Genomic DNA, 22,251 nt, shown 5'->3' on the forward strand with positions numbered 1-22,251 from the left:
GCTAGATCAGCTCCACGTTCACGCGGGTGGTGCCGAGGATGTCGCGCACCGCCCACGTCGCATCGCGGCGGTATTGCTCGGCCTGGGTTTCGCGCGTCTCTTCCTGATCGTCCTTGCGCGCGCGGCCCGTGGTGTCGTAGTCGCTGTAACGCTCGATCAAGTTGGCCTTGGCATGGCAGTAGACCGCGCGGCGGAAGCGCTGGACGTGGATCGATTCGCCGTCGATCTGCAGCGCCGGCACCGCGGCCAGCGAGGTCCGGCCTTCGTCCTGCCGGGCCTGCGCCCAGGCTGCGAGCAGGCCGACGGTGGTGGCCGTCGCCTCCTGTACTGCCGGCAGCAGGCGCTGCGGCGTGATCGCGCCGTCGAGCCGCATGGCGTCGCGCAGCGCCGCCAAGCTGATCGTCGGCCACCATGCGCCGGCCGAGACCGTGCCGAGTGGCGCCGGGTCGTTGGGCGGCGTGGTGCGCACGAGGGGCGGAGCTGCGGCGATGAGTGTCATGGTGGGCTCAACGTGGGGTGTAGGTGGGCGGTGGCCGTGGCGCTTCGTGGTGAAGGGACAAGCCATTCACGCTGCGCCACGGGCCGCCCGGCACGCGGGGGTGCTCGGTGGCGCTACTTGGCCGACTGGCGCCGGCGCGCCGTGGTCGTGGCCTTCTTCGCCGCGGGGGTGCCCTTGTGGGCGGCCGCCGGCGGCGAGGTAGCGGGTTGTTCAGTGGTGCCGGTGGCGCCAGCATCGGAGGGGGCGGCCGCGGCGCCGGCGTCGATGCGGGTATTGGCCGTCGTCGTCTTGCCGGCCTTCGCGAGCGCGCGCTCGATGCGCTCGATGTCCTTCTTGACGCCGGAATTGCTGTCCAGCTCCAGCGCGCGCTGCAGGCGCGCGGCGGCGACGCGCAGTGCCTCGGGCTCGATCTCGGCGAGGTCGGGATCTTCGGCCGTCTGGACCTTGCCGAGGGCCGCGTAGGCGATGGCCTTGTGCAGCTTGGCGCGCGCCTGGTCGGGCGCGTCGTGCTCGGCGGTGAGTGCTTCGGCCTCGATCAGCAGCGCTGCGGCTTGCGCGCGCGCCAGGCCGGGCGCGTCGCTGGCCGTGGCTGCGCCGAGCTGCCGGCCGCCGTCGTCGCCGATCTGCACGACCAGCGGCGACCATTGACCCTTCAGGTAGGCGTTGGCTAGTTCGTCGATGACGATGGCGGCCGGGCTGCGCTTGTAGTCGTCGGCCATGGGCATGCGGTGCCGGATGACGTAGCCCGCGATTTCCAGGCCGAGCGCGTAGGCGCCCGCGTCGAGGGCCCACACCATCAGCGTCGTCAGCACCTGATCCTGCGCGCCGTTGCCGCTGGCCAGCGAGGTGCCGATCCAGTCGAAGTATTCGGGCAGCAGTCGGGCCTTCATCTCCGCGCGGCGCTCGTGCGATTGAACCTGGGACAACCGGCCTTTGTCCTGCGAGAGCTTGACGCGCATGAGGCCGTACGCGTCGCCCTGCAGCTCGACGCCGTAGGGGCTGGCGGCCTGGGCCTGTTCCTGCAGGATGCGTGCGCGGTGGCGCTGAGCGGGGCTGAGTGGGCGCATGGTGGTGTAGTGGTCTGGTGGGAGAAGAGCGCGGGCCGGGTAGCCCGCGCGACGGTCTTTTGTCAGACGGATGTCCGCCTATTGGCCCGGCCTTAGGCGACCAGCTCGATGTTCTCCACGAGCGCGGCGAGGCCGTAGTCTTCGACGACGTACGCGTCGTTGCTGCTCTCGTAGTTCTCGATCTGGTCGCGCTCGGGGACGTCCTTGATGTTCCGACGGCGCGCATCGCGCTGCCAGTACAGCGACAGGTTCTTCAGCGTGGTGACCATGACCTTGCCGGCCGGGAAGAACGGAGCCGCGACGGCCTGCAGGCCGCCCACGCGCTTCTGGCTGATGACGATGTCGGCCGAGAGCATTTCGGACGGCGCCTGATCTTTGTTGACCAGCGGGAAATACTTGTCGTGCATGAGCCCGCGGCCGAGCACGGCCACGAGGTCGGGGGACTCCTGATGCCAGGGGTCCAGCAAGGTGATCGCGTCGAAGACCACGGCATCGAGGTTCGCGTAGTCGCTCGTGGCCTTGTCCGGGCCGACGATGACCTTGTTGGCCTGCTTGCCGCCCTGCGTGACCACGTTGGCCGCCGCGTGCTCGCGCATCTGCTGCAGCCATCCCTTGTTGACGTCCTGCAGCAGCGGGTTCGCGGCGAGGTCGGTGGTCGCAGCGATGCTGGTGCCGTTGAAGCCGACACAGATGCGGTCCAGGGCCTGACGCCGCAGGATTGCGTCACGCACCATGGTCTGGAATTCTGGGAAGCCGGCCCATGCATCGAGCTGCGCGTAGCGCAGGGCCGTGTCGAAGTTCGTTTGAACGCAGCGATATTGGTTGTCGTCGAGGTTCGCGACGTTGCGCGGCTTGCGCGTGCCGTTGCCGGTCGTGTCCGTGCGGCTGGCCACCGGGCCGGTGACTCCGACGCCGACCTTGGCGCCCATCTGTTCGGTGACGCCGATGACGTTGATGCGACTCAGGAACGAACTCGATTCCTGCATCTTCTGTTCCAGCGTCTGCTGCACGCGCGGCACGACGTTGAAACGCTGGGTGACGCTGGAGACGTCGTTGAGGCTCGCCAGCTGGGCGAAATAGGCGTCGATGGCGAGGCGGAGTTCTTTGCGCATGGTGTGTGCTGCCTGTGAGGTGTTGCGGAAGGGATTGCGTGGGGTGGGCGTTGACCGTCAGCAGTCGGTCTTTGCCAGGCCGTTGCCGCCGTTCGAAAGCGGGCGCTTGGTGCCGTTCGGCGTGTTGTCGAGCGCCGAATATTTGGTCTCCAGCTCTTCGACCTTGGACTTGAGTTCGCCAATGGTCTTGTCCTTGGCGGACAGCTTGGCGGTGGTGGCGCTGACGTGCGCCTCGAAGGCTTCGCCCAGCTGCTCGAAGCCTTCGGCCACGGCGGCGAAGCGCGCGTCATCGGTGGTCGACTTGACGCCGAACTTGGCCAGCGCGCCGGCGATCGCGCTGCGGAACTTGTCGACGACACCGGTGTCGGGCGCGTCTTCGATTTCGAGCGAGAAAGCCTCCGCCACGCTGAAGATGTCGTCGGGCTGTTCCTTGCGCGCGGCGAACGGGTTGGCGTTCGGGTTGCTGGCCGCGAACTGCAGCATTTCGGTGCCGAGGCTGGCGGGGTTGTCGGTGACGGCCAGGCCGATCAGATAGGCCTTGTCGGTGTCGGCGAACTTCGGCCGCACTTCGAGCGAGCTGTAGATCTTCTGGCGCTTCTTGTTGATCGCGATCAGTTCGTCGGTGGGCGAGATCTGCGCATATAGGGCGAGCTTCTTGGCGCCGCCGATCTCGACCTCTTCGGTCTTGACCGCCAGCACGTCGCCATAGGCGCCGAATTCGCTGCTCGGGCTGTAGCCGCGGATGTGCTCCATGTTCACGCGAGCGCCATAGACGGTCGGGTTGTAGGAGGCCGCGATCTGTTCCAGCATCGCGCGATCGATGACGCGCCCGTCGCTGGTCGCGCCTTCGAGGGCGACGCGGAAGAACTTGGAGACCGGCTTCTTTGCTGCGGGAGTGGACATTGGTTGGCTCGCTGCTGGTTGAGGGTGATCGCGAGGCTTTCGCGATGTGGCCAGCCAATGGTGTCCGCGCGCCCGTCCGCTCTCAAGCCGCCGCGCGTGTGGCAGTGGCGGGGACTGATGGACGTGGTTGAGAGGCTTCGCGCGCGCGGGCAACCTCGGCGGCATGCCCCTGAAATCAGCCGCGCCCGGGCGCGCCCGCCGGACCGTTTCTGCCGCTGCTAAGTCCGCGTCGCACAAGCGTGGGAGGGCGTCGAGCGCCGCCAAGGTAGCAGCGGCTGCTGCCGGTGCCGGCAGCGTTCCGAGCGAAGAGTCGAGCCAGATTGCCACGTTGACGCCGCAGGCGCAACCCCGCACCGCGGCGCGATTCCTCGCGTGGACCGGCTGGAAGGTGAAGCAGATCGCCGAGCACCTGGGCGTGCCCGCGTCGACGGTGTACGGCTGGAAGGAAGCCGACAAATGGGATGACGCGCAGCCGCTCGATCGCGTCAATGGCGCGCTTGAGGTGCGGCTGATCCAGCTGATCCTGAAGACCGAGAAGACCGGCGGCGACTACAAGGAGATCGATCTGCTGGGCCGGCAGCTGGAGCGCACGGCACGCGTCGAGAAGTACCAGCAGACCGGGCGCGAAGGGGACTTGAATCCGAACATCGCGGCGCGCAATGCAGCGCCGAAGCGCAAGCCCAAGCGCAACGAATTCAGCGAGGACCAGATCGCGCTGCTGGAAACCAAACTGCGCGAGTCGAACTTCCCTTTTCATCAGACCTGGTTCGATCAGCAGTACCAGCGCCTGCGCGCCATCCTGAAGGCGCGGCAGATCGGGGCGACCTACTACTTTTCGCGCGAGGCGCTGCTCTCGGCCGCGAAGGAGGGGCGCAACAAGCTGTTCTTGTCGGCGTCGAAGGCGCAGGCCCACCAGTTCCGCAGCTACATCGTCGACTTCGCGACGGAGGTCGACGTCGACCTGAAGGGCGAGAACATCAAGCTGTCGAACGGCGCCGAGCTGATCTTCCTGGGCACCAACGCCATGACGGCCCAGAGCTATCACGGCGACTTCTACTTCGACGAGTTTTTTTGGGTTCCGCGCTTCAGGCAGATCAACAAGCTGGCTAGCGCGATGGCCTCGCACAAGCATTGGCGCAAGACCTATTTCTCGACGCCCTCGGCGATGTCGCACGAGGCCTTCGGGTTCTGGACCGGCGACGACCGGAACAAGGGCCGCGCGAAAAAGGACCACGTCCGCATCGACACCAGCCACAAGGTGCTGCGCGGCGGCATGCTGGGCCTCGATCGCAAATGGCGCGACATCGTCACGGTGGAAGACGCCGTCGCGATGGGCTTCGATCTGTTCGATATCGCCGAGCTGCGCGAGGAGTACAGCCTCGACGAGTTCGCGAACCTGTTCATGTGCCAGTTCATCGACGACAGTTTGTCGCTGTTCACGCTGGCGCAGATGCAGGCTTGCATGGTCGACAGCTGGGAGACGTGGAGCGACGTCAAGCCGCTTTGGATTCGGCCCTACGCTCACTTCCCGGTGTGGGTCGGCTATGACCCATCAGACAAGGGCGATGCCGCTGCGCTGGTGGTGGTCGCGCCGCCGCGCGTGGCAGGCGGCAAGTTCCGCATTCTGCATCGCGAGCAGTTCAAGGGCTCGGACTTCGAGGCGCAGGCCGAGGCCATCCGTCGGATCACGCAGCAATACAACGTCGTGCATATCGGCATCGACAAGACCGGCCTGGGTGCTGGGGTGTTCCAGATCGTCGAGAAGTTCTTTCCCCAGGTGAAGGGCTACCAGTACAGCATCGAGGTGAAGCAGCGCCTGGTGCTGAAGGCGCAACAGGTCATCCACAAGGGGCGACTGGAGTTCGATGCTGGATGGACCGACATCGCCGCGGCCTTTATGGCCATCAAGCGCGTGCTCACAGCCAGCGGCCGAAACATGACCTACGACTCGGGCCGCTCCGAAGTCACGGGACACGCGGATCTTGCGTGGGCAACGATGCACGCGCTCGACAACGAATCACTCGCCGGCGACGTGGTCGGCGGCAGCTCACGCATGGAGATTTTTGGATGAGCAAGCGCAAGGGCGGCACCGGCCGCGATCTGAGCCTCAGAACGACCGCGACCGCGGCCGTCGAGGTGTTGCCGAAAGCCAGTGGCGGCGGTGTCGTCGAAGCCTTCAGCTTCGGCGACCCGGAGCCTGTCAGCCGTATCCAGCTGCTGGACTACGTCGAAAGCATGTTCAACGGTCGATGGTATGAGCCGCCGCTGCCGTGGGATGGATTGGCGAGCGCGTTCCGCGCGTCGCCGCACCATGGCTCCGCGATCTTCCTGAAGCGCAACCTGCTCAAGGCGATGTTCGTCCCCCATCCGCGGCTGTCGAGCGCGACGTTTGGGGCCATGGCGCTGGACTTCCTCGTCTTCGGCAATGCCTACGTCGAGCAGCCGCGCGCATTCACGGGGCGCCCGCTGGAGCTGCAGCACGCGCTGGCCAAGTACACGCGCCGCGGGCAGGAGCCGGGCCGGTATTTCTTCGTGCGCGGCTGGCTGCAGGAGCACGAGTTCCCGGCCGGCTCGCTGTTCCACCTCCGCGAGGACGACGTCAATCAAGAGATCTACGGTTTGCCCGAGTACATCAGCGCGCTGCAGTCGGCCTGGCTCAACGAGGCGGCCACGATGTTCCGGCGGAAGTACTACGCCAACGGGTCGCACGCCGGCTTCATCCTCTACCTGTCGGACGCCCAGGTCAGCACGGCCGACGCGGATGCGCTGCGCGAGGCGCTGAAGGGGGCCAAGGGGCCGGGCAACTTCCGCAACCTGTTCCTGCACGCCCCAGGCGGCAAGGCCGAGGGCCTGAAGCTGATTCCGGTCTCCGAGGTCGCGGCCAAGGACGACTTCGCGGCCATCAAGAACGTGAGCAAAGACGACGTGCTGGCCGCGCACCGCGTGCCGCCGGGCCTGCTGGGCATCGTGCCGACCAATGCCGGCGGGTTCGGCAACGCGCCCGATGCCCTGGCGGTGTTCGTCGACAACGAGATCGTGCCGCTGATGCAGCGCTTTCGCGAGCTGAATGCCTGGGCCGGTGAAGAGCTGGTGCAGTTCAACGTTCCGGCCAGGCCGACCAAACCGGCCTGACGCCTCATTTCCGCACCCCAAGGGCGCCCGTGGCGCCCTTTTTTTCGTCCCGATGGTCTCCGCGCCCTGTCTCGTGCCTCGCGGCGCCGCCACGGGCCCGCCAGGGCCATCGGCGGGCTACTGCGGGCCCCGGGGTGCTCGGGCGGCCGCCGGGCCGCCCCTGCCCGCTGGCGCGCGGTCTAGCCCCCACCGAGCCCACGTGCTTCGGATCGCGATTTTTACGACCCGGTCGGCGACGCGCCGGGCCGCGCCCTTGCTGGCACAGCGGCCGGTGCCCTGTTGTAGTTTTGTTACTGGTTTTTACGAACTCTTGGCGTAGTGACCACGCCAAGCCATGGCCGTCAACGGGCTACAGGAGGCAACGCCATCGCAGGCACTGGATCGATGGCAACCAGCGCGTAATAGACCTTCGCCTCCCCGGAGCGGTTGTTGTTCACCGTCGTTCGGTCAAGCTCAACGCGGGCGACTTTGCCGAAATATGAGCTGATGGAGTGAAGAGCATTGCCACTTACCTTGCCCTCTATCACTTGTCCGTCGTCGGTCAACATTTCGAACCGATTTCGAAGCAGGCTAGCGCCCACAATGCGACCCGTCAGATGCATCGTCACGGATTCGACCGCCTTGATGCCACGCAAAAGCGTAACTGTGTCGCCGGCTTGCTTGGCCGAGGTCAACCAGTAGTGCTTGATGCCTTCGCTGTCGGACCATTCGAACTTCAAGCTCGAATTTGTCGTGTTCAAGATAGTGGCGACGTGCAAGTAGTGATTGAGAACTCGCCCTCCGAGCTCACCCGTCACCTGCATTACGGCTTCTGTCGTGTGATCTGTGGCAAGCAGTCCGAAAAGCCGCTCAAACGTCGCGCTCGGCAGATGGGAAACATTCTGCGCACCAGCTTCCCGCTCAACGACCAGACTCATGCCAAACGACGAGGGGAAGGTAGAAGCGAGCCTTAGCTCCGTCGCAGCCATGATTTGCCCGCTCAGCGGCCCGCGCAGGGTTGGCCCCTCGGTGATCGCTTGCGCAATGCTGGAATACAGCTTTTGAAGTCGAATCAACAGGGTGCCTAGAGCGCCGGCGCTCGCCCCGTCCTTGTGGAAGTTCGTTCCGTCCAGAGCTATATCGACTCTTTCAGCAATCCGGTGAGACAAAAGCTCGGACCGCTCCGTCAGCAATCGTTGCTGAAGCTGAAGGAGGCTTTCGTATCCCAGTGAAAAGGCGAAGCTGTTGGGCTTTGCCTGAAGCAATGCACGTTGACTGACCAGCGCATCCTCCAGATCTCGGAGCCTGCGGCTAGTGGCCCGTAGCGTTTGCTCGGCCAAGTTGGGATCGATGCCCTCCCAGACGGCAGTCATGGCTGTACTTTCACGCTAACAATTCCCTTTGGCTGGTCAGCCCTATCAAAACAGAACTCGCCCATCCAATACTTCCTCTGAGCGCGAAGATCGTTGTAAGCCGGATGGTTTTCATCCCTCACTGTGGGGCAAAAATAGCAGTCGCACATGTGGGATGCCTGAGTGAGCTTTCCCGAAACTAGCGCTTTGAGCTGCTGCTTGGCTGCGTCTGGAAGTGAGTCGACCAGATCAGCATCTGCAAACAGCACCATGTCGATGTCGCCGGGGTCAGCCTTCGTTGTGGTGAAGCTGCCATCGAGGAATTTCACTCCATCGATGCCAATGGCCGCGAGCTCTGCGGCATGGCGCACATAGCCTTCGTGAATCTTTGGGCGCGTTGTTGACGCTGGAAATTCGTCCACAAAGCTGCCCTTGATCTCTTCGTCTGTCATCGCGTGGATGCCCGGCTCTAGATACCCATTCCCGTTGAAATTCGCCATTGCTCTGATGATGTATTTCCGAATGTTTCATCATTATCCGGAACTGCCGGATTGTCTAGCGTAGAGCTACCAACGCCGCGCTGTGGGCGTACACGGCCATACCAGCCTAGAAGAGATCGAGCTGCAGCGGTGGCCGTTCATCGTCTTCGCGAACGACGCCGAAGAAGGGCGGCAGACGGTCCGCTCGGCTGTGCTTGATCGCCTCCACGGACTGGAGTTCTCCATCCTCGAAGCGGGTGCGGAAGACCTCCTAGACGACCAGCGTTGAAACTGTATAAATATACAGTATTATTTGATCCATGGACCATGAGATCCCCTCCGACATGTGGATCCACTACTGCGCCCGGCGGCTCAAGATGCATTGGCGCACGGTCGATCCTGAACAGCTCGAAGAGCTTGCGGCCGACCTCGCTGGCGATCCGAACCTGCGAGCGCTTTCACCGATCGTCGCGGCAGCTCTATTTTTGGAGCCCGTGACTCATCCCGGACAGCGTCAGCTCGAAGGCGAATCAGGCAGTCGGCGAGGTGCTCATCACCAACTTCAGCAGTCGTCGATGATTGGCGAGGTCGAGTCGCCTTACGTTGCGGCGCCTACTTTCGCGGCGAAGTAGAGTTCGGCGCTTCGGGGCGCGGCTGCGGCGCTGGTGGTTGTAGCTTTTCGATGCGCGCTTGCATATCGTCCAGGCGCTTCGATGCATCCGAAATAGCCTGTGCAGCTACGGAAAGCGACTGCGCGGTGTTCTTCCCGTTCTCAAAGCTGGCCATCATGTTCGACAGCACCGTGGCATTGAAGGCAGCGATCCCCCCGACGATGCTCACAGCTGCTCCGATTGCAGTGACCACGATCGTGGTGCGGGTCGATTTCTGCTCCGCCGTCAGGACCGCAATGTCTTCCTTGAGGCTCTTTCTGTCGTCGCGCATTGCCCGGATCGCTTGGTCAATCCGCTCCTCGAACCTGCCCAGCCGCGCGTCTGCCCTCGACTCGACAAGTTCGAGCCGGGCCTGCAATTCTTCGCGCGTCATGTCAGTCATGGTGGTGTTCGCATTATCTTGGGTCTTTATTGCCGCCCTCAAGGCCGCATTAACAGCGGGGGAAGGCTTGCTGAACAGGTCGACGACGTTGTTGTTTTGGTCGGTCAGGCCGTTCCAGATCATTTCGGATCTCCCGAGGTGCTCGGTGTCTCGGGCGTAGCGGCAGATGAATTTAGCCGCGTCGCGGCGATAGAACTAGCTACTCTCAGGGCGCTAAACAGCACAAGATGCCCGCAGTTTGAGCACTGAAAAGAGTAGGTTTTGTTTCGCATCCAGGTGATGAACTCCAACCTCGAGGGGAAAGTGTCGGGGTCGGGCTTTTCCTGCAGGCCATCTGGAAACACCATGAGGCGCATTGGTTCAACTACCGTCGGCGACACGCCCCAGTGATCGACTGAGCAGATCGGACAGTTCATTCCCTCCGGGCGAAAGGCTGCTAGGTAGCCGAATAGCTCCTTCGGTTCGAAGTCAAAGCGTAGCTGGTCGAAGGGGACGGAGTTGAGTGATTCGACGGGGGGAGGCATCTTGGCTACCGCAAAATCCGGGGCGGGCGCCTCGGGCGGCAAAGCATAGCTTTAAATTCAGACCTACTGCCAAAGCCGGCGGCCCATCCGGACCCGGTGATGCCGAGAGGGCCCACAGCTAAGTTGAAACGCTGCACGCGCCCGAGACTACGGCCGACGTCGCGAATTCGGGATGACGACAAGTCTCTCTTGTCCAAATCCCCCTCGCGCAACCAAATTGATAAGGGTCTTTCGGAAACGAAAGACCCTTTTTCTTTTGCTGCTCCGAATTCGCAAGTGCGTTGCAACAACGCGAAGCACACGCCCAAAAGAAAAGCCCTCGCGAGAGGGCTTTGTCGTTGATGGGGTGAAGTGCCTTCGTCAGTCCGGCACGACCGCCGTGACCTCGATCTCGATCTTCGCGCGCGGCTCCACCAGCGCCGCGACCTGCACGCAGGTCATGGCCGGGAAGTTGCGGCCCATCGCATCGCGGTACACCGGGCCGAGCTCGGCGAGCCGGCGGCTGTACTCGTCGCGGTCGACCACGTACCAGGTCATGCGCACCATGTGCTCGGGACCGGCACCGGCCTCGCGCAGCACCTCGACGATGTTGCGCAGCGCCAGGCCGCACTGGTCGATGAAGTCGTCCGACTCGAACTGCTGCTGGGCATTCCAGCCGATCTGTCCGCCGACGAACACCATCGTGCCGCGCGCCGCGACGCCATTCGCATAGCCCTTGGGGGGCAACCAGCCCGGAGGCTGCAAGAGTTTGATCATGATGTGGTGGACCTGTTGTCTTCGGTTTGTCTCAGTTTGAAGCGTTGCAGCTTGCCGGTTTCGGTGCGTGGCAGCACGGACACGAACTCGATCTCGCGCGGGTACTTGAACGGCGCGATCGTGGCCTTCACGTGGTCCTGCAGCGCCTTCACGAGGCCGGCATCGCCGGTCTGCCCGGGCTTCAGCACGCAGAAGGCCTTGACGATCATGCCGCGGTCGGCATCGGGCTTGCCGATCACGCCGCATTCGGCCACGGCCGGATGCTTGAGCAGCGCGTCCTCGACCTCGGGGCCACCGACGTTGTAGCCGGCGGTAATGATCATGTCGTCGGCGCGCGCCTGGTAGAAGAAGTAGCCGTCGTCGTCCTGGACGAAGGAATCGCCCGGATAGTTCCAGCCGTTCTTCACGTAGTCGGCCTGCCGCACGTCGTCGAGATAGCGGCAGCCCACGGGCCCTTGCAGCGCCAGCTTGCCGACCGTGCCACGCGGCACCTCGTTGCCCTCCGCATCGACCACCTTGGCGATGAAGCCCGGCACGGCCTTGCCGACGGCGCCGCGGCGCACCTCGTCGCCCGCGGCCGAGATGTAGATGTGGAACACCTCGGTGCCGCCGATGCCGTCGAGCATCTCGAGGCCGGTGGCCTCCTTCCAGAGCTGGCGCGTGGCATCGGGCAGGGCCTCGCCCGCGCTCACGCTGATGCGCAGCGTGGGCGCGCCGTGCTGCTTCACGAACGGCGCCATCTGGCGGTAGAAGGTCGGCGCGGTGTAGCAGATGGTCGCGCCGACCTCGTTGATCAGCTTCACCAGGCCTTCGGGCGTGAAGGGCGCGTCGGGGAAGTAGATCGAGGCGCCCGCGTACATCGGGAACACCAGCAGCCCGCCGAGCCCGAAGGTGAAGGCCAGCGGCGGCGAGCCCACCACCACGTCGTCGGGCCGCGCCTGCAGCACGTGGCGCGGCCAGGTCTCGCACATCGCGAGCACGTCGCGGTGCGTGGTCACGGGCGCCTTCGGCTTGCCCGTGGTGCCCGAGGTGAAGGCCAGCAGCGCGATGTCGTCGGCCGCCGTGGGGCAGGCCTCGAAGATGCCGCTCTTGGCGGCCGCGCGGGCCGACAGCGAATCGGCCGCGTCGGGCCTGTTGAAGGCGATGATGTCGGCGAGCACCGGGTGCGCCTGCTGCGCGGCCACCAGCTCGTCGAGCAGCCGGCCGTCGCACAGCGCGGCCACCGGCTGCGACTTCTCGATGATGTCGCCGAGCTCCTTGGCGCGCAGCAGCGGCATGGTCGCAACGGCGATCAGTCCGGCCTTCACCACCGCGAGCCAGGCCAGCGCCATCGCCACCGAGTTGCCGCCGCGCAGCAGCACGCGGTTGCCGGGCACCAGGCCCAGGTCCTCGGTCAGCACCTGCGCGATGCGGTTGACCTGGATGGCGGCCTGCGAATAGCTGAGCGTGCCTTGCGGCGAGCGCAGCAGCGGCCGGTCGCCGAAGCCCTTGGCGGGGGCCTTGTCGAGCAGTTCCTCGACCAGGTTGAGCTGGTCGGGCAGTTGCAGTTCGGGCCGGTCGTAGCGGAAGACCGGCAGCTGCGCCGCCGGCGGCAGCCGGTCGTGCACGAAGCGGTCGACTTGGGCGGATGGAGCGGTCACGGTGTTCATCCCCGCAGTACGGATTTGCCGATGATCAGTTGCTGCACTTCCGTCGCGCCCTCGTAGATGCGCAGCGAACGGATGTCGCGGTAGAGGGCCTCGATCTTGGTGCCGACCTTGACGCCGAGGCCGCCATGCATCTGCAACGCCATGTCGATGACCCGGCTGGCGTTCTCGGTCGCGGCCATCTTGGCCATCGCGGCCGCGGCCGACACGTCGCCCACCGGCGCGCCGCCGCGCTGCTCGGCCTCGTCGCGCATCCAGGCCGCGCGGTAGGTCAGCAGCGCCGCGCCGTCGATCAGCGCCGCCATCTCGCCGAGCTTGGCCTGCGTGAGCTGGAAGTCGGCCAGCGTCTGGCCGAACATGCGGCGGTTCTTCGCATGCGAGATCGCCTCGGCCAGCGCGCGCCGGCCCATGCCGAGCGCGGCACCGGCCACCGAGGCGCGGAAGATGTCGAGCGTGCGCATCGCGAGCTTGAAGCCGCCGTTCAGTTCGCCGAGCTGGGCGCCGCGCGGCACCACGCAGTCGTCGAAGCGCAGGGTGGCCAGCGGATGCGGCGCCATCACGTCGATGTGCTCGGAGGTGTCGAGGCCGGGCGTGGTCGCATCGACGATGAACACGGTGATGCCGCGCGTGCCGCCCGCTGGATCGGTCTTGGCGAACACGCAGTAGAAGTCGGCGATGCCGCCGTTGCTGATCCAGGTCTTGCTGCCGTTGAGGCGCCAGCCGTCGGCCGTGGGTTCGGCGCGCATGGCCATGGCGGCCACGTCGGAGCCGGCGTCGGGCTCGCTCAGCGCGAAGGCCGCGATCTTCTCGCCCTTGCCGACCGCGCCGAGGTAGCGCGACTGCTGCTCGGGCGTGCCCGCGAGCGTGATCGCGCCGCTGCCCAGGCCCTGCATCGCGAACGCGAAGTCGGCCAGCGGCGAGTGGTAGCCGAGGGTTTCGCGCAGCAGCACCAGCGCGCGCGAATCGAGGCGCTCGAGCGCGCCGCCGGCGCTGCCGGGCACCGCGTAGCGCAGCCAGCCGCCGTCGCCGAGGCGGCGCACCCATTCGCGGCAGGCCGCGCGGTCGTCGCGCTCGTCGACCTCCTGCGCGGCGCACCAGGGCAGCAGGTCGCTCGCGAGGGCGCGGTGCGCCTCGTCGAAGAAAGGCAGCGCCAGGTGCGCGGTGGAAGGAGGAGCCGGGATCTTCGCCATGGCCTCAGTCCCCGCCGAACACCGGCTTGCGCTTGGCCGCGAAGGCCTCGTAGGCGCGGCGGAAGTCCTCGGTCTGCATGCAGATCGCCTGCGCCTGCGCCTCGGCTTCGATCGCCTGGTCGATGGTCATCGACCATTCCTGCGCCAGCATGGTCTTGGTCATGCCGTGCGCGAAGCTCGGGCCCTCGGCCAGCTCGCGCGCCATCTTGGTCGCGGCTTCGAGCAGCGCGTCGCTCTCGTGCAGCGCGTTGAAGAAGCCCCAGGCATGGCCTTCCTGCGCCGTCATCGCGCGGCCCGTGAACAGCAGCTCGGAAGCGCGGCCCTGGCCGATCACGCGCGGCAGCAGCGCGCAGGCGCCCATGTCCGCGCCGGCCAGGCCGACGCGCGTGAACAGGAAGGCGGTGCGCGTGGCGGGCGAGCCGTAGCGCAGGTCGCAGGCCAGCGCGATCATCGCGCCGGCGCCGGCGCACACGCCGTCGATGGCGCCGACGATGGGCTGCGGGCAGGCGCGGATCGCCTTCACCAGGTCGCCCGTCATGCGCGTGAACTCGAGCAGCTCGGGCATGCGCATGCCGGTCAGCGGGCCGATGATCTCGTGCACGTCGCCGCCCGAGCAGAAGTTGCCGCCCGCGCCCGTGACCACGATCACCTTCACGTCGCTCGCGTAGTTGAGCGCGCGGAACAGGTCGCGCAGCTCGGCGTACGAGTCGAAGGTCAGCGGGTTCTTGCGCTCGGGACGGTTCAGCGTGATGGTGCCCACGCCGTTGTCGTAGTGCCAGGCGAAGTGCTTCGCGGCATAGGCCGCCTTCGCTTCGAATTGCGCGTGCATGGGATTGCCCGCACCGATGTAATGCTTCATTCGGCCTCCGCCAGTGTCTGGCTCTGTGAGTGTTGCTTGACCTTGCCGAGCAGCTTGTGGAGCTGCGCGATCTCCTTGCCCGTGAGGCCCGCGAAGGCCCCGACGATCCAGTCCTCGTGCTGCTGCGCCATCTCGTGGAACAGCTTGCGGCCGCGCGGCGTGAGCCGCACGCGCCAGGCGCGGCGATCGCCCTCGACGTCGACGCGCTCGACCAGGCCCTCGGTCACGAGCTGGTCGGTGATGCCGGTGACGTTGCCGCCGGTCACCATCATCCGGCGCGACAGCTCGTTCATCTTGAGCCCCTCGGGCGAGCGCTCGAGTTGCGACATCAGGTCGAAGCGCGGCAGCGTGGTGGTGAACTGCGCGCGCAGCCCGTTGCGCACTTCCTTCTCGATCAGCTGCGTGCAGGTCAGAAGGCGCAGCCACAGCCGCAGCGCTTCGGGGTGCTCGGCGTGGGCGCGGGCTTCGAGGTCCATGGAGTGCCGCCGGCGATCAGTGCGTTTCTTCGCTCTGCGCCGCGGCCATCGCCGCAGTGGCGGCCGCCGCCATCTGCTGCTGCTTGGCGATCTCGCGGTACATCTGGTCGCGCCCGCTCAGGTACTGCTTTGGCCACTCGACGGCGCGGCTCTGCAGCTTGGCGGCCTCGTGCAGCGTCCAGGCCGGGTCGGCCAGGTGCGGCCGCGCGATCGCGCAGAGGTCGGCGCGGCCGGCCGCGATGATGCTGTTGGCCTGGTCGGCCTCGGTGATCGCGCCCACGGCGATGGTCGAGATGCCGACCTCGTTGCGGATGCGGTCGGCGAACGGCGTCTGGTACATGCGGCCGTAGACCGGCTTGGCGGCGCGCGTGGTCTGGCCCGAGGAGACGTCGATGAAGTCGGCGCCCGCGTCCTTGAAGAAGCGCGCGATCGCCACCGCGTCGGCATCGGTGTTGCCGCCCGGTGCCCAGTCGTGGGCCGAGATCCGCACGCTCATCGGCTTGTCCGCCGGCCAGGCGGCGCGCATCGCGCGGAACACCTCGAGCGGATAGCGGCAGCGGTTCTCGAGGCTGCCGCCGTACTCGTCCTCGCGCAGATTGGTCAGCGGGCTGATGAAGGCCGACAGCAGGTAGCCGTGCGCGCAGTGCAGCTCGAGCCAGTCGAAGCCGGCCTCGGCCGTGCGGCGCGTCGATGCCACGAACTGATCGCGCAGCGTGTCCATCTCGGCGCGCGTGATCGCGGCCGGCTGCTGGTTCTGTTCGCCGTAGGGCAGCGCGCTGGCGGCCAGCAGCGGCCAGTTGCCGCTGGGCAGCGGCTCGTCGGTGCCTTCCCAGCCCACCTGCGTCGAGCCCTTGGGGCCGCTGTGGCCGAGCTGCATCGCGATCTTCGCGCTCGACTGCGCGTGCACGAAGTCGACGATGCGCTTGAACGCGGCCTGCTGCTCGTCGTTGTAGAGGCCGGTGCAGCCGGGCGTGATGCGGCCTTCGGGCGTGGGGCTGGTCATCTCGACGAACACCATCGCCGCGCCGCCGAGCGCGCGCGCACCGAGGTGCACCAGCAGGAAGTCCTGCGGCACGCCGTCGACCGCGCTGTAGGTCGCCATCGGCGACACCAGGATGCGGTTCTTGAGTTCGAGCCCGCGCACCTTGAGCGGCATCAGCATCGGCGCGACGGCCTTGCCGCCGGCCAGCCACTGCTCGTAGCCGCCGAGCCACTTGGTGTCGCGCAGCCGCAGGTTCTCGTGGCTGATGCGTTGCGAGCGCGTGAGCAGCGAATAGGCGAACTGCTCGATCTCCATGCCGGTGTAGCGCGGCACGTTCTCGAACCATTCGGTGGAGTTGCGCGCGGCGTTCTGGATCTTGAGCACCTCGACGCTGCGGCGCGCCTCGTACTGCTCGAGCACCTGGTCGGTGCTGCCGCCGGCGGCGAATTCGTTGGCCAGGTCGATCGCGTCTTCGAGCGCGAGCTTGGTGCCCGAGCCGATCGAGAAGTGCGCCGTGTGCGCGGCGTCGCCCATCAGCACCACGGGCACCGAGCGGCCGCCGACGTCGACGCGGTGCGTCCAGTGCTCGCACACCACGCGCGGGAAGCGGATCCAGTTGGCCGAGCCGCGCAGGTGGGTGGCGTTGCTGATCAGCGAGTGCCCGTCGAGGTACTTCGCGAACAGCTTCTCGCAGAAGGCGATCGCCTCGGGCTGCTCCATTCTGTCGAGGCCATGGGCCTGCCACACGGCCTCGGGCGTCTCGACGATGAAGGTCGAGGTGTCCTTGTCGAACTGGTAGGCGTGGGCCTGGAACCAGCCGTGCTCGGTCTGTTCGAAGGCGAAGGTGAAGGCGTCGAAGGTCTGGTGCGTGCCGAGCCAGACGAAGCGGCACTGGCGCAGGTCGATGTCGGGCTGGAACACGTCGGCATAGCGCTGGCGGATGCGGCTGTTGAGGCCGTCGCTCGCGATCACCAGGTCGGCCTCGTACTTCGCGGCCAGCGCCTGGTCGTCGGTCACGTCGGTCTCGAACACCAGCTCTACGCCGAGCGCGAGGCAGCGCTCCTGCAGGATGTTGAGCAGCCGCTTGCGGCCGATGCCGCAGAAGCCGTGGCCGCCCGAGCGCACCTGGCGGCCCTTGAAGAAGACCTGGATGTCGTCCCAGTGGTGGAAGTCGTCGCCGATCAGCGCGGCGGATTCGGCGTCGGCCGCGCGCAGGTTGGCGAGCGTCTGGTCGCTGAGCACCACGCCCCAGCCGAAGGTGTCGAAGGGCCGGTTGCGCTCGACCACCGTGATCTTGAGGGCCGGGTTGCGCGCCTTCATCAGCAGCGCGAAGTACAGGCCGGCGGGCCCGCCGCCGATGCACAGGATGCGTTGGAGGTCCATGGACGGGGCGTGGGCGATGCTGTTCATGGTTGAATAGTTTAGACATAAACAATCTGGTGTCAAACGGATTTACCCGAAGCACATCGGGCCCGCCGGTGCCGGTGCCGGCCGGCGTCCCCGCGATGCGATCCGGGCCGCCCGATGCAACCGCATGCAAGAAGCTCGAAAAATCAATACCATGCGGCCCATGCAAAGCTTGATACCCAAGATCGAGTCGCAGCTGGCTTCGCTTCCCGTGCCCGTGGCACTGCAATTGCCCGATGGGCGACGGGTGGCGGCAGCCGGTTCGCGTGTCACGCTGGCTTTCTCGGAATGGTCCGCCCTGGCCAAGCTCGCAGGCCGACAGGTAGGCGCGATCGGCGAGGCCTACGTCGAGGGCAAGGTGCAGATCGAGGGCGCGATGCGCGACCTGATCGACGCCACCGTCGGGCTGCTGCCCGGCAACCCGGCCGAGACCGACACCGGATGGTGGAGCCGCCTGCAGCACCTGGCCAAGTCGCGCGGCTCGCACTCGCTGCGCAAGGACGCCGCCCAGATCGAGTTCCACTACGACGTCTCCGACGACTTCTACGCGCTGTGGCTCGACCCGCGCCGGGTGTACTCGTGCGCCTACTACGCGACGCCCGACCTCACGCTGGCACAGGCGCAGGAAGCCAAGCTCGACCACATCTGCCGCAAGCTGATGCTCAAGCCCGGCGAGCGCTACCTCGACGTCGGCTCGGGCTGGGGCGGCCTGCTGCTGTGGGCGGCCGAGCACTACGGCGTCGACGCCACCGGTATCACGCTGTCGCGCAACCAGCATGCGCACGTGCAGCGCCTGATCGAGGAGAAGGGCCTCACGGGCCGCGTGCGCGTCGAGCTGCGCGACTACCGCGAGTTGTCGGCCGAGCGGCCGTTCGACAAGATCTCCTCGGTGGGCATGTTCGAGCATGTGGGCGCGGCCAACATGCCGACCTACTTTTCCAAGATCCATTCATTGCTGGCACCCGGCGGCCTGCTGATGAACCACGGCATCACCTCGGGCCAGCTCAACTACCGCCAGCTCGGCAACGGCATGGGCGACTTCATCGAGAAGTACATCTTCCCGGGCGGCGAGCTGCTGCACGTCACGCACGTGCTGCGCGAGACCGCGGCCGCCGGCCTGGAGATCGTCGACGTCGAGAGCCTGCGGCCGCACTATGCGCGCACGCTGTGGGCCTGGTCCGACGCGCTCGAGGCGCAGCTCGAGACCGCGCGCGCCGTGCTGCGCAACGGCGGCAGCGAGCGCCAGCACGCCAACGCCGAGCGCATCCTGCGCGCCTACCGGCTCTACCTCGCGGGCTCGGCCATGAGCTTCGAGCAGGGCTGGATCGGCCTGTACCAGATGGTCTCGACCAAGCCCGACGGCAAGGTCGATCACGGCACTTTGCGCGGTGCGCAATCGGTGTACCCTTTCACGCGTGATCATCTCTACAAGTGAAAGGGACACCCCCATGCTCTATCGTTTCCAGTCCAGGGCCTCGTCGGATTTCGTGATGCTCGAGACGCACGCGCGCCAGTTGTTCGACATCGTCGGCAAGTCGCCTTCGGCGCAAGGAATCATCACGGTCGAGCAGATTCCCGGGGCGATCTCGGCCATCGAGGCCGCGCTCGCACGCGAGAAAAGCAACACCCACAACCATGATGAATTCGCGGTCGAGGACCACAACCACGACGCCGAAAAACAGCATGTGGCGCTGCACCAGCGCGCCACGCCGCTGCTGCACATGCTCAAGGAATCGCTGGCCGAAAACAAGGACGTGACCTGGACCACCTGAGTCCGGGTCGGACAACCGGCCGCGCGGCGGCCGGTGTCCGGCGCCAGTCCGCGACGGACGGGCGCTGAATCTTCACTCGGGCAGGACCCTCTCAGTCCACCTTCGCGCCCGACTCCTTCACCACCTTCGCCCACTTCACGTGCTCGCTCGCGATGAGCTTCGTGAAGTCGGCCGGCGTGTTGCCGCTCGGGATCGCGCCCTGCGCCAGCATCTTCTCCTTGATCGCGGCCGTGCCGAGCGACTTGGCGACTTCCTGCTGGATGCGGTTGACGATCTCGGGCGAGGTGCCCGCCGGCGCCAGCAGACCGAACCACGAGCTGGCCTCGAAGCCCTTGAGCGTCGGGCCGCCGGCCTCTTCCACCGTCGGCACGTCGGGCAGCGCGGGCGAGCGCTGCGCGCTGGTCACGGCCAGCGCCGTGAGCTTGCCGGCCTTGATCTGCGCCATCGACGAGGGCAGGTTGTCAAACATCACGTCGGCGTTGCCGGCCACCATGTCGAGCAGGGCCGGGCCCGAGCCCTTGTAGGGGATGTGGGCCATGAAGGTGCCCGTCATGCTCTTGAACAGCTCGCCCGCGAGATGGATCGAGGTGCCGCTGCCGCTCGAGGCCATGTTGAACTTGCCGGGGTTGGCCTTGCTGTACTTGATGAAGTCCTGCACGTTGTGGATGCCGAGCGTCTTCGCCTTCTCGGCGTTCATCTCCATCACGTTCGGCACCGCGGCCACCATCGTGATCGGCGCGAAGTCCTTGATCGGATCGAAGGGCAGCTTCGGATAGAGCGCGCGGTTGATGCCGTGCGTGCCCACCGTGCCCATCAGCAGCGTGTAGCCGTCGTTCGGCGCGCGCGCCACGATCTCCGCGCCCAGGTTGCCGCCCGCGCCCGCGCGGTTGTCGACGATGAACTGCTGGCCGAAGGCCTTCGAGAGCTCGGGCGCGATCGCGCGCGCGAGGATGTCGGTGGTGCCGCCCGCTGCGAAGGGCACGACGATGCGCACCGGCTTGGTGGGCCAGGCGCCTTGCGCCCACGAGGGTGCGGCGAGCAGTGTCGCGGCGGCGGCGACCGAGGCGGCGAGCAGCGCGCGCCGGGACGGAAAGTGAAGGTGAGAAGAAGTCATGCGCGCCTTTGTACAGGCGCGTGCCGCGGCCGTCGCGGGTGAAAACCCCGGGCGCGGTTCATTGGAGCACCCTCGTGCTTCGCACTGCGGTGCGAGCTTGCCTGGGGCGGCCCGGCGCGGCGCTTAGCCCACCTGCATGCGCTGCGCGAACTGCTCCTCGCGGAAGCGCTCGAGCACGAAGTCGACGAAGGCCCGCGTCTTCGGTGGCAGCAGCTTCTTGCTCGGGTAGTAGAGCCAGACCGCGCCCGCGTCGTGGTGCCACTCGGGCAGCAGCCGCAGCAGGCTGCCGTCGCGCAGTCCCTGCTCCACGAAGGGCATCGGCAGCATCGCCACGCCCAGCCCCATCAGCGCGGCCTGCGCGATGGCCTCGGGGTCGTTGAAGATCGCGCGCGGGCGCGGCAGCTCGACCGTGACCTCCGCCTCCTTCGCCGCGCCGCGCGCATGCCGCAAGGTCCAGCTGCGCAGCCGGCCCGTGGGCGAGGAGCGGCGCACCAGCGCGTCGAGCGCCGCCAGCTCCGACGGATGGCGCGGCATCCGCCGCTGCGCCATGTAGGCCGGCGCTGCCACCGCCACCACGTGGATGCGCGCCAGCTCGCGCGCCACCAGCCCGGCCGACAGCTCGAAGCCGCCGCCGATGGCCGCGTCGAAGCCCTCGCCGACGAGGTCGGCCTGCAGGTTGTCGAAATGCCAGTCCGGCACGATCGCCGGGTAGCGCGCGAGGAAGTCGCCCATCATCGGCAGCACGTGCGTGCGGCCGAAGGCCTGGCCCATGCTGACCTTGAGCGTGCCCGAGGGCTGGCCGTCGTCCTTGTCGATGCCGGCCACCGCTTCCTGCAGGGTCGCGAGCGCGCCGCCGATCTGCGCCAGGAAGCGCTCGCCGCCCTCGGTCAGCGTGAGCCGGCGCGTGCTGCGCTGGAACAGCCGCACGCCGAGCCGCGCCTCCAGCCGCGCCACGTTCTTGCTGACCGCGGCCGGCGTGAGCCCGAGGTGGCGCGCGGCGGCCGAGAAGCTGCCGCCCTCGGCGCTCTGCACGAAGGAAGCGAGATGGTTGAGCGGTTCCATCGCGCTATTTTCAACCAATGGTTGAATTTGATGGGACCGATTGATGGCTACCGCAAACGCAATCGAAGGCAGAGACTGGAGGCCTTCCAACACCACTCACAAGGAAAAAGCCATGACCTCCACCACCACCTCCCCGACCCCCGTCCTCGCCGGCAAGGTCGCCTTCGTCACCGGTGGCTCGCGCGGCATCGGCGCGGCCATCGTGCGTCGCCTGGCGCGCGACGGCGCCGCCGTGGCCTTCAGCTACAGCAGCTCGCAGGCCGTCGCCGAGGAACTCGCGCGCAGCCTCGAGGCCGAGGGCGGCCGCGCGCTCGCGCTGAAGATCGACAGCGCCGATGCCGAGGCGCTCAAGGCCGGCATCGACCAGGCGGCGCGCCACTTCGGCGGCCGCATCGACATCCTGGTCAACAGCGCCGGCGTGCTGCACCTGGGCCCGGTCGACCAGCTCACGCTGGCCGATTTCGACCGCACCATCGCCGTCAACGTGCGCGCCGTGTTCGTCGCCATCCAGGCCGCGCTGGCGCACATGGGCAGCGGCGGGCGCATCGTCAACATCGGCAGCACCAACGCCGAGCGCATGCCCTTCGCGGGCGGCAGCATCTACGCCATGAGCAAGTCGGCGCTCACGGGCCTGGTGCAGGGCCTGGCGCGCGACCTCGGCCCGCGCGGCATCACGGTCAACAACGTGCAGCCCGGCCCGGTCGACACCGACATGAACCCGGCCAACGGCCCGATGGCCGCGACCATGCACAGCTTCATGGCGCTCGACCGCCACGGCCACGCCGACGAGATCGCGGGCATGGTGGCCTACCTCGCGAGCCCCGAGGCCGCGTTCGTGACCGGCGCCGGGCTCAACATCGACGGCGGCTTCGCGGCCTGAGCGCGCG

General features: G+C 66.8%; 22 protein-coding genes. 7 read left to right on the forward strand and 15 right to left on the reverse strand.

Annotated elements, in window-relative coordinates:
* Window position 1: 1 nt before the first annotated feature.
* From AC07RM_RS33360 to AC07RM_RS33375, 4 genes are all read right to left on the reverse strand, one after another.
* A complete protein-coding gene (locus tag AC07RM_RS33360) occupies window positions 2-499 on the reverse strand; it encodes a head completion/stabilization protein (protein WP_495337202.1) in 498 nt (165 codons plus the stop codon).
* Between the two features lie 113 nt (window positions 500-612).
* Window positions 613-1,566, reverse strand: coding sequence for a phage terminase small subunit (gene gpM, locus AC07RM_RS33365; protein ID WP_495337203.1), 954 nt, complete (start codon window positions 1,564-1,566; stop codon window positions 613-615).
* Window positions 1,567-1,658: 92 nt separating this feature from the next.
* Window positions 1,659-2,678, reverse strand: a complete 1,020-nt coding sequence (locus AC07RM_RS33370; RefSeq protein WP_495337204.1) for a phage major capsid protein, P2 family — start codon at window positions 2,676-2,678, stop codon at window positions 1,659-1,661.
* A 57-nt stretch (window positions 2,679-2,735) separates the two neighbouring features.
* Window positions 2,736-3,908, reverse strand: a complete 1,173-nt coding sequence (locus AC07RM_RS33375) for a GPO family capsid scaffolding protein (RefSeq protein WP_495337205.1) — start codon at window positions 3,906-3,908, stop codon at window positions 2,736-2,738.
* Between AC07RM_RS33375 and AC07RM_RS33380 the strand changes: the two genes are divergently transcribed.
* Complete coding sequence (locus AC07RM_RS33380) at window positions 3,901-5,652, forward strand: terminase large subunit domain-containing protein (RefSeq protein ID WP_495337256.1); 1,752 nt, start codon at window positions 3,901-3,903, stop codon at window positions 5,650-5,652. The two genes, AC07RM_RS33375 and AC07RM_RS33380, sit on opposite strands and share 8 nt — an antisense overlap.
* A complete protein-coding gene (locus tag AC07RM_RS33385) occupies window positions 5,649-6,713 on the forward strand; it encodes a phage portal protein (RefSeq protein ID WP_495337206.1) in 1,065 nt (354 codons plus the stop codon). Before AC07RM_RS33380 ends, AC07RM_RS33385 begins: the two co-directional genes overlap by 4 nt.
* 341 nt (window positions 6,714-7,054) lie before the next feature.
* On the opposite strand, the gene AC07RM_RS33390 is transcribed toward AC07RM_RS33385, so the two are convergent.
* Both AC07RM_RS33390 and AC07RM_RS33395 read right to left on the reverse strand, forming a co-directional pair.
* Window positions 7,055-8,065, reverse strand: coding sequence for a hypothetical protein (locus tag AC07RM_RS33390; protein WP_495337207.1), 1,011 nt, complete (start codon window positions 8,063-8,065; stop codon window positions 7,055-7,057).
* The gene (locus AC07RM_RS33395) at window positions 8,062-8,544 is read right to left on the reverse strand and encodes a DUF6932 family protein (RefSeq protein WP_495337208.1); all 483 of its coding nucleotides are present in this window, start codon (window positions 8,542-8,544) and stop codon (window positions 8,062-8,064) included. The genes AC07RM_RS33390 and AC07RM_RS33395 overlap by 4 nt, the downstream gene beginning before the upstream one ends.
* A gap of 82 nt (window positions 8,545-8,626) precedes the next feature.
* Here AC07RM_RS33395 and AC07RM_RS33400 point away from each other — a divergent pair, with 82 nt between their 5' ends.
* A complete protein-coding gene (locus AC07RM_RS33400) occupies window positions 8,627-8,812 on the forward strand; it encodes a hypothetical protein (RefSeq protein WP_495337209.1) in 186 nt (61 codons plus the stop codon).
* A gap of 55 nt (window positions 8,813-8,867) precedes the next feature.
* Window positions 8,868-9,155, forward strand: a complete 288-nt coding sequence (locus tag AC07RM_RS33405; protein ID WP_495337210.1) for a hypothetical protein — start codon at window positions 8,868-8,870, stop codon at window positions 9,153-9,155.
* On the opposite strand, the gene AC07RM_RS33410 is transcribed toward AC07RM_RS33405, so the two are convergent.
* The 7 genes from AC07RM_RS33410 to AC07RM_RS33440 all read right to left on the reverse strand — a co-directional run bounded on the left by AC07RM_RS33410 (window position 9,136) and on the right by AC07RM_RS33440 (window position 17,392).
* Window positions 9,136-9,699 (reverse strand): hypothetical protein, encoded by a 564-nt coding sequence (locus tag AC07RM_RS33410; RefSeq protein WP_495337211.1) that lies wholly within the window; start codon window positions 9,697-9,699, stop codon window positions 9,136-9,138. The genes AC07RM_RS33405 and AC07RM_RS33410 overlap by 20 nt on opposite strands.
* Window positions 9,700-10,460: 761 nt before the next feature.
* A complete protein-coding gene (locus tag AC07RM_RS33415; RefSeq protein WP_093351655.1) occupies window positions 10,461-10,859 on the reverse strand; it encodes a RidA family protein in 399 nt (132 codons plus the stop codon).
* Complete coding sequence (locus AC07RM_RS33420) at window positions 10,853-12,505, reverse strand: AMP-binding protein (RefSeq protein ID WP_495337212.1); 1,653 nt, start codon at window positions 12,503-12,505, stop codon at window positions 10,853-10,855. Before AC07RM_RS33420 ends, AC07RM_RS33415 begins: the two co-directional genes overlap by 7 nt.
* Window positions 12,502-13,692: an acyl-CoA dehydrogenase family protein gene (locus tag AC07RM_RS33425; RefSeq protein ID WP_495337213.1), complete on the reverse strand. Its 1,191-nt coding sequence runs from the start codon at window positions 13,690-13,692 to the stop codon at window positions 12,502-12,504. The genes AC07RM_RS33420 and AC07RM_RS33425 overlap by 4 nt, the downstream gene beginning before the upstream one ends.
* 4 nt (window positions 13,693-13,696) lie before the next feature.
* Window positions 13,697-14,551: an enoyl-CoA hydratase family protein gene (locus AC07RM_RS33430; RefSeq protein WP_057593158.1), complete on the reverse strand. Its 855-nt coding sequence runs from the start codon at window positions 14,549-14,551 to the stop codon at window positions 13,697-13,699.
* Window positions 14,548-15,027 (reverse strand): MarR family winged helix-turn-helix transcriptional regulator, encoded by a 480-nt coding sequence (locus AC07RM_RS33435; protein WP_093351117.1) that lies wholly within the window; start codon window positions 15,025-15,027, stop codon window positions 14,548-14,550. Before AC07RM_RS33435 ends, AC07RM_RS33430 begins: the two co-directional genes overlap by 4 nt.
* 16 nt (window positions 15,028-15,043) lie before the next feature.
* Window positions 15,044-17,392, reverse strand: coding sequence for a bifunctional salicylyl-CoA 5-hydroxylase/oxidoreductase (locus tag AC07RM_RS33440; RefSeq protein WP_495337214.1), 2,349 nt, complete (start codon window positions 17,390-17,392; stop codon window positions 15,044-15,046).
* Between the two features lie 187 nt (window positions 17,393-17,579).
* Between AC07RM_RS33440 and AC07RM_RS33445 the strand changes: the two genes are divergently transcribed.
* Both AC07RM_RS33445 and AC07RM_RS33450 read left to right on the forward strand, forming a co-directional pair.
* Window positions 17,580-18,851 carry a class I SAM-dependent methyltransferase gene (locus tag AC07RM_RS33445; RefSeq protein WP_398498318.1) on the forward strand — a complete coding sequence of 424 codons (1,272 nt, stop codon included), beginning with the start codon at window positions 17,580-17,582 and terminating at the stop codon, window positions 18,849-18,851.
* Between the two features lie 13 nt (window positions 18,852-18,864).
* The gene (locus tag AC07RM_RS33450) at window positions 18,865-19,188 is read left to right on the forward strand and encodes a DUF1840 domain-containing protein (RefSeq protein ID WP_208507712.1); all 324 of its coding nucleotides are present in this window, start codon (window positions 18,865-18,867) and stop codon (window positions 19,186-19,188) included.
* A 91-nt stretch (window positions 19,189-19,279) separates the two neighbouring features.
* On the opposite strand, the gene AC07RM_RS33455 is transcribed toward AC07RM_RS33450, so the two are convergent.
* Both AC07RM_RS33455 and AC07RM_RS33460 read right to left on the reverse strand, forming a co-directional pair.
* On the reverse strand, window positions 19,280-20,302 hold the full coding sequence (locus AC07RM_RS33455; protein WP_093351109.1) for a Bug family tripartite tricarboxylate transporter substrate binding protein: 1,023 nt from the start codon (window positions 20,300-20,302) through the stop codon (window positions 19,280-19,282).
* A 123-nt stretch (window positions 20,303-20,425) separates the two neighbouring features.
* Window positions 20,426-21,364 (reverse strand): LysR family transcriptional regulator, encoded by a 939-nt coding sequence (locus tag AC07RM_RS33460; protein ID WP_495337215.1) that lies wholly within the window; start codon window positions 21,362-21,364, stop codon window positions 20,426-20,428.
* Window positions 21,365-21,476: 112 nt separating this feature from the next.
* Here AC07RM_RS33460 and AC07RM_RS33465 point away from each other — a divergent pair, with 112 nt between their 5' ends.
* Window positions 21,477-22,244 carry an SDR family oxidoreductase gene (locus AC07RM_RS33465; RefSeq protein WP_398498315.1) on the forward strand — a complete coding sequence of 256 codons (768 nt, stop codon included), beginning with the start codon at window positions 21,477-21,479 and terminating at the stop codon, window positions 22,242-22,244.
* Window positions 22,245-22,251: the final 7 nt, after the last annotated feature.

It is taken from the genome of Variovorax sp. GW821-FHT09B05 (assembly GCF_059418265.1).